The organism is Pseudarthrobacter sp. NCCP-2145, from assembly GCF_023708005.1.
Classification (GTDB): Bacteria; Actinomycetota; Actinomycetes; order Actinomycetales; family Micrococcaceae; genus Arthrobacter; species Arthrobacter oxydans.
On the sequence record NZ_BRCG01000009.1, the window covers coordinates 157,409 to 164,129 of the forward strand.

General features: G+C 65.0%; 7 protein-coding genes. 5 read left to right on the forward strand and 2 right to left on the reverse strand.

Going from position 1 to position 6,721, the window contains the following annotated elements:
* The first annotated feature begins 69 nt into the window (after window positions 1-69).
* The 5 genes from NFU08_RS10175 to NFU08_RS10195 are packed head-to-tail and all read left to right on the forward strand — an operon-like array spanning window position 70 to window position 4,843.
* On the forward strand, window positions 70-1,599 hold the full coding sequence (locus NFU08_RS10175; protein ID WP_174181891.1) for an extracellular solute-binding protein: 1,530 nt from the start codon (window positions 70-72) through the stop codon (window positions 1,597-1,599).
* Window positions 1,600-2,574: a sugar ABC transporter permease gene (locus tag NFU08_RS10180; protein WP_174181889.1), complete on the forward strand. Its 975-nt coding sequence runs from the start codon at window positions 1,600-1,602 to the stop codon at window positions 2,572-2,574.
* Window positions 2,574-3,446 carry a carbohydrate ABC transporter permease gene (locus tag NFU08_RS10185; protein ID WP_174181887.1) on the forward strand — a complete coding sequence of 291 codons (873 nt, stop codon included), beginning with the start codon at window positions 2,574-2,576 and terminating at the stop codon, window positions 3,444-3,446. Before NFU08_RS10180 ends, NFU08_RS10185 begins: the two co-directional genes overlap by 1 nt.
* A gap of 26 nt (window positions 3,447-3,472) precedes the next feature.
* Window positions 3,473-4,165 carry a rhamnogalacturonan acetylesterase gene (locus tag NFU08_RS10190; protein ID WP_251422800.1) on the forward strand — a complete coding sequence of 231 codons (693 nt, stop codon included), beginning with the start codon at window positions 3,473-3,475 and terminating at the stop codon, window positions 4,163-4,165.
* Between the two features lie 27 nt (window positions 4,166-4,192).
* Entirely contained in the window at window positions 4,193-4,843 is a 651-nt protein-coding gene (locus tag NFU08_RS10195) for a DUF1961 family protein (RefSeq protein WP_251422803.1), read from the forward strand.
* A 5-nt stretch (window positions 4,844-4,848) separates the two neighbouring features.
* Here NFU08_RS10195 and NFU08_RS10200 read toward each other — a convergent pair whose 3' ends face one another.
* On the reverse strand, window positions 4,849-5,871 hold the full coding sequence (locus tag NFU08_RS10200; protein ID WP_251422805.1) for a DUF808 domain-containing protein: 1,023 nt from the start codon (window positions 5,869-5,871) through the stop codon (window positions 4,849-4,851).
* A 162-nt stretch (window positions 5,872-6,033) separates the two neighbouring features.
* The coding region (locus tag NFU08_RS10205; RefSeq protein ID WP_251422808.1) for a hypothetical protein at window positions 6,034-6,721 on the reverse strand (688 nt) is incomplete at its 5' end.

Sequence of the window (6,721 nt, forward strand, 5' to 3'; positions counted from 1 at the left end):
GAAACGTATCAACAAAAACCCTCAACAACTTGACCAATCAAAACCCCAAAGAAGTGGAAAAGGACAACCATGATGCGCAGAAAACTCTCCCTGGCGGCCGCGGTGGTAACGGCCACGGCCATCTCCCTCACTGCCTGCAGCGGCGGCGAAGCCCCGGCCGCGGACCTCAGCACGGTGTCCATCATGGCGCCGTTCCTTGAGGCCCAGCCGCCCAGTGCCGACGGTGCCGTCCAGAAGAAGCTTGAAGAGCTCACCGGCAAGGACATCAACATCACGTGGACCCCCAACGCGTCCTACGAGGACAAGACCAACATCACGCTTGCCTCCTCCGAGATCCCGCACATCATGGTGATCCAGGGCAAGACCCCAGGCTTCGTCAAGAACGCGGAAGCCGGTGCCTTCTGGGACCTGACGGACAAACTCGATGACTACCCGAACCTCAAGACCACTTTCCCGGACATCCAGCAGAACGCCAGCATCAACGGCAAGGTATACGGCGTCTTCCGCGGCCGCGCCCCGATGCGCGCCGCCGTCATGTTCCGCCAGGACTGGCTGGACAAGCTTGGCCTCGAGGCGCCCAAGACCACCGAGGACCTGTACAAGGTGGCCAAGGCCTTCACCGAGCAGGACCCCGACGGCAACGGCCAGGACGACACCTGGGGCATCACCATCCCCAAGTGGGGCGCACTCGGCACCAACAGCCCCTACGACCTCATCGAGGAATGGTACGGCGCCGGAAACCGCTGGACCGAGAAGGACGGGAAACTGATCCCCAGCTTCGAAACGGAGGAGTTCCTCGAGGCCAACCGGTTCGTCAAGAAGATGGTGGACGAAAAGCTCATCAACCCGGACTTCGCCACCTTTGACGGCACCAAGTGGAACGAGCCGTTCTTCAACGGCAAGGGCGGCATCATTGTGGACGTCGACTCCCGCGTCAGCGTCCTGGTCAACCTGTTCAAGCAGGCAGATCCCAACAACTACGAGAACAAGGTGGGCTTCGTGGGCAACCTCGAAGGCCCCGACGGCGAACTCCACGCCCACCCCACCGACGGCTACTCCGGCTTCCTCGCCGTGCCGAAGGCCAGCGTCCGCACCGAGGCCGAGCTGGCGAAGGTGCTGGAGGTTTTGAACACCATGAACGGCAAGGACGTGGCCATCCTGCTCAACAACGGCATCGAGGGCGTGAACTTCACCCTCGAGGACGGCAAGGCCGCCACCATCAAGCCTGAAACCGAGGAATCGAAAGCCGTCTCCACCGATATCAAGAGCTACGCTCAGCTCGGCATGAACGTTGCCGGAAACACCTTCTACCCGGTGAAGCAGCCCACGGAGTACGAGCAGCAGGTCTTCGACAAGCGCACTGAAGTGATGGCAGGGGACCTCAAGAGCGCCGTCTACAACCCGGCCGCCCCGTACGTCTCCGCCACCTACGTCTCCAAGGGTGCGCAGCTGGACAACATCGTGGCCGATGCACGGATCAAGTACCTTGCCGGCCAGATCGATGAGCAGGGCCTCAAGGACGCCATCACGCTGTGGAACACCAGCGGCGGGGACAAGGTCAAGGAAGAGATCAACCAGCTCTGGCAGGACAACAAGTAAATGGCAGCACCTGTCATTGACACCCAGTCCGGGGAGCAGGCGCTCAACACACCGCCTGCTCCCCGGAAGCGGGGCAGCTTCGCCGTCCATTTCGCGCACTACAAGTGGCTCTACCTGCTGCTGGTGCCGGGGGTGGTGTACTTCGCGGTGTTCCGCTATGCCCCGATGTACGGGGTGTCCATCGCGTTCAAGGACTATGTCCCCTTCCTGGGCGTGAACGGCAGCCCGTGGGTGGGCACCCAGCACTTCCAGGACTTCTTCTCCAACCCGGACTTCCCGCGGCTGCTTGGGAACACGCTGATCCTGGCGTTCCTGAACCTGGGCATCGCCTTTCCGCTGACCATCGTCCTGGCGCTGCTGCTGAACGAGGTCCGCCTTTCCATCCTCAAACGCACGGTCCAGACGCTCGTCTACATTCCGCACTTCCTGTCCTGGACCATCGTGGCGTCGCTGAGCTTCCTGCTGTTCGCCCTGGACTTCGGCCCGCTGTTCTTGTTCCTGAACAACGTGATGGGCACCAACATCGACTTCCTGTCCGATCCGAACTGGTTCCGGCCGCTGATCGTGCTGCAGGAGATCTGGAAGAACACCGGCTGGGGCACCATCATCTTCCTGGCTGCCCTGGCCACCGTGGACCAGGACCAGTACGAGGCCGCCATCATCGACGGCGCCGGCCGGTTCCGCAGGGTCTGGCACATCACCCTGCCCGGGATCCGCTCCACCATCATCGTCATGCTGATCCTTGCCATCGGCCAGATGCTCAACACCGGATTCGAACAGATCTACCTGATGACCAACGCCCTGAACCGCTCCGTGGCCGACGTATTCGACACCTACGTGTACTTCGTGGGCATCACCCAGGGCGCCTACAGCTACTCCACCGCGGTGGGGCTCTTCAAATCGCTGGTGGGCATCGTGCTGATCTTCGGCACCAACGCCCTGGCCAAACGCTTCAACCAGAGCGGACTGTTCTAATGAAGATTCACAACACCACCGGCGGGCGGATCTTCGACGCCGCGAACTACGTCTTCCTGTCCCTGATCGGCATCATCACCCTGCTGCCGTTCATCTACGTGATCGCAGGGTCCTTCGCCAACGAGGCAGAAATCACCCGGCGGGCGTTCTTCGTCTGGCCCGAGCAGTTCACCCTGGGCTCCTACGAATACATCTTCTCCACCCCGGCATTCACCAGGGCGCTGGTGACCACCATCCTGGTCACCGCCGTCGGAACCCTGGTCCAGCTCGCCTTCACCGTGACCATGGCCTACCCGCTGGCCAAGAAGACGCTCCGCGGACGGCAGGTCATCCTGTCGCTGGTGGTGTTCGCCATGGTGTTCTCCGGCGGCATGATCCCCACCTTCCTGCTGGTCAAGGACCTGGGCCTGCTGAACTCCTACTGGGCCCTGATCCTGCCGGCGGCCATCAACCCGTTCAGCCTGATCATCATCAAGAACTTCTTCCAGGAGCTCCCCGCGGAGCTCGAGGAATCGGCCAAGATGGACGGCGCCACGGAGATCGGCATCCTGTGGCGGATCCTGCTGCCCCTGTCCAAGCCCGTCCTGGCCACCTTCGCCCTGTTCTACGCCGTGGGCATCTGGAACGACTTCATGTCACCCCTGCTCTACCTCTCTGACAACTCCAAGTGGACCCTGCAGATGTACCTGCGCCAGGTCACGGCGTCATCGGACCTGCTCGGCACCGGCAACGTGGACCCGAACTACATCCCGCCCGAGCAGGGCATCAAGTTCGCGGTGATTGTGGTGGCCACCCTGCCCATCCTCATCTTCTACCCGTTCCTGCAGAAGCACTTCGCCAAAGGCATGCTCATCGGCTCCGTCAAGGGCTGAGCCTGCACCACGAGAGAAAGCACAGCATGAAAATCCTGCTCGCCGGAGATTCCACGGTGGCCAACTGCCCCACGCACGAGTACCCCATGAGCGGCTGGGGAGCGCAGCTTGCGCCCCACGTCTACACCTTCGGGGCCGTGCACAACTTCGCCAAGGGCGGGGCCAGCACGGAGTCCTTCCGTGAGGAAGGGCTGTGGGGGCGCCTGCTGGCGGAGGCAGGGGACGGGGACCTGGTCCTGATCCAGTTCGGCCACAACGACCAGAAGAAGCAGCACCTCGCGGCGAGGACGGGTTACGCCGCCAACCTGCGGACCATGGCGGGGGAGGTGCAGAACCTGGGGGCGCTGCCCGTAGTCTGCACCCCGGTGGAGCGCCGGCACTTCCTGGACGGTCCGTCGTCGGACGCTGCTGTACTGGAACAGAGCCTGGAGGATTATCCGGAGGTGGTGCGGGAGATCGGCCTGGAACTGGGAGTGCCGATTCTTGACCTGAACGCGTGGACCCGCGGGCTCTACCTGCAGTTGGGGCGGGAGGAATCGGAGCCGCTCTTCTGCCACTTCGAGCCGGGGTCCCATGCCTACTGGCCGGACGGCCTGGCGGATAACACCCACTTTTCCCGGCAGGGAGCAGCGCTGGTGGCGGGGCACGTTGCCGCCCGGCTCCAGGAGCTGGACCTGGTGCCCGACGGCCTGGTGCGTACGACGGCGGGACGCGGCTAGGTGGGCACGCCCGGCCCGGAGGCGAGGGTGCTGTACAGCAACGCCCTCGCGTCCCCGGCGGATGTGGGGGACTGGGTGGTGGAAGGGCCACTGAACCTGGGGACCCACCAGGGCGCCCTGGAATTGTCAGGTTCGCTGGACGACGCGGAATTCGGGGACCATGCGCACTGGACGTTCTGGTGCCCGGTGCAGTTCCCGGACGCCATCCGGATCACCTGGGAATTCCTGCCGCTCGAGGAACCAGGCCTTGCCATGCTGTTCTTCGCCGCCCGGGGGCACGGCGGGCATGACCTGTTTTCCCGTGCGCTGGCACCGCGGACGGGGTACTACCCGCAGTACCATTCCGGGGACATCGATGCCCTGCACGTCTCCTATTTCCGGAATAAATATGAGTCCGAGCGGGCTTTCCGGACCTGCAACCTGCGCAAGAGCGCCGGGTTTGACCTGGTGGCGCAGGGGGCCGATCCGCTGCCGCCGGCCGGGGACGCGGTGGACTTCTACCGGATGGAGCTTGTGAAGGACGGGCCGCGGGTGGCTTTCGCCATCAATGGGCTGCCGCTTTTTGAATGGCACGATCCATCCCCTGCCGCTGCCGTGCTGGGCGGCGGATACCTGGGCTTCCGGCAGATGGCCCCGCTCCGGGCGGCGTACCGGAACCTGGTGGTGGAGGAGCTTTAGCCCGGCTAGGGAGCGGGATCCGCTTTGTGCTTCGTCGGCCGGTAGCCGGCGAGTTCGGCGCGGACGTCACCTTCCTCGTGCTGGCCCTTCTCCTTGCCGAACGGCAGGGCCTTCAGCAGCGGGTGCAGGACAGCCATCACGGCGAGGCCCCAGGCGAGTCCCAGGACGGCTGAGCAGAGGGTGTTCACGAGCCAGGCCAGAAGGCCGCCAATACCTGCGATTCCAGCGACCGGGGCTTCGAGGGCATGGACGAGGTCATACGGCAGGTGCCAGCCGAGGTCGTAGGCGCCCTGCAGCATGATGTGCCCGCCTACCCACAGCATGGCGACGGTCCCAATCAGGGTGATGGCCGCCAGCACGGCGGGCATCCCCTTGACGAGCAGCTCGCCGAAACGCTGCGAGCCCGCAGATTCCTTGGCGGCCAGGTGCAAGCCAATGTCGTCCATCTTCACGATCAGTGCCACCGCACCGTACACAAGCACCGTGATGGCAAGGGCCACGACCACGAGGATGGCGGCCCGGGCCCAGATGGATTCGGCGGCCACCTCGTTCATGGAGATGACCATGATCTCGCAGGACAGTATGAAGTCGGTGGTGATGGCGCCCTTGACCACCTTCGCCTCCGCCTCAGGACCCCGCTCGACCGCAGGCGCTTTTTCGTCCGAGTGGTCCCGCCGGATTTTGTGCCAGACCTTCTCGGCACCCTCGAAGCAAAGGTACGTGCCGCCCAGCATGAGGATGAAGGGGATGGCCCACGGGAGGAAGGCGCTGATGAGCAGCAGCGCCGGCAGGATGATCAGCAGCTTGTTCCGGAGCGAGCCCCAGAAGATCCGCTTGATCATCGGCAGTTCGCGGGACGGGTCCGCTCCGGAGACGTACTGCGGGGTGACAGCGGCGTCGTCGATGACCACACCGGCGGCTTTGGCCCCGGCCTTTGCGGCTCCGGCTGCGACGTCGTCCACCGAGGCGGCCGCGATGCGGGCCAGGGCTGCGACGTCGTCCAGCAGGGCGACCAGGCCGCCGCTCACAGACCGCTCCCGCGGTACTTGCGTTCGGACGGCTGGGCGTGGCTGCCTGGGAACAGGCGCGTGATCGGCATGCTGCGATTATACGGTGGCGGTCAGCCGTACCCGCCCTGTCCGCCGCGCGCGGCCGGTGTTCCTTCGAGGGCCAGTCCCCAGCCCGGCCGGTCAGGCCCCGGCGACCGGGAGCACCAGCAGGTAGCCCGCCGGCAGTTCGCTGCTCCAGCGCCGCGGCTCGCGGACCACGAACTGCGTGGCCAGCTGCTCGGGGGTGAGGAGGCTGTTGGGTTCGGGCGATGGGCCCCACTGCCCGCTGCCGTGCGGGTAGAGCGGATCCTGGACGCGGACGCCGGTCACGGAGAACTCCGGGAACCGGGCGGGATCGCCGATCGACTCGAAACCGCTCATCACCCACGCATGCCGGCCGCTCCACATGACCAGCCCCACCGGCCTGCCCGTGTCAGCGATGGCGCGTGCCGCCGTCTGGAGGGCAGCGCCGTAGTCGGCGATGCTGACCACTGTGTACGGCCCCACGCCCACTTCCGTCAGTACCTGCGCCCACCCGAACGGGTTGGCGCCGTTGTACGAGTTGGACGACCGTGCCCGGGCCATCTCCCACAGTTCGCCCTGCTGGGTGGAATCCGCCCACGTACCTCCACCGGTGTCGTCAATAAGGTTGTGCGCCATCTGGATGCTCGCCGCAACGCACCAGTCGAAGGTGTACTGCGGCACGAAGTCACCCTCCTGGTAGAGGTTGAGCGCGTAGGGCTGGGGGACGGGGGGTGGTGCGGGGGCCGGCGGCGGCGCGGGCGTGGGTGCAGCGGTGGGAGCCGCAGCGGTGGTCCCCTGGGGTTCG

What these genes read in the sequence shown, in the direction of transcription:
- NFU08_RS10175 (WP_174181891.1), top strand. Translation starts at nt 70, where the DNA reads ATGATGCGCAGAAAACTCTCCCTGGCGGCCGCGGTGGTAACGGCCACG.
- NFU08_RS10185 (WP_174181887.1), top strand. Translation starts at nt 2,574, where the DNA reads ATGAAGATTCACAACACCACCGGCGGGCGGATCTTCGACGCCGCGAAC.
- NFU08_RS10180 (WP_174181889.1), top strand. Translation starts at nt 1,600, where the DNA reads ATGGCAGCACCTGTCATTGACACCCAGTCCGGGGAGCAGGCGCTCAAC.
- NFU08_RS10190 (WP_251422800.1), top strand. Translation starts at nt 3,473, where the DNA reads ATGAAAATCCTGCTCGCCGGAGATTCCACGGTGGCCAACTGCCCCACG.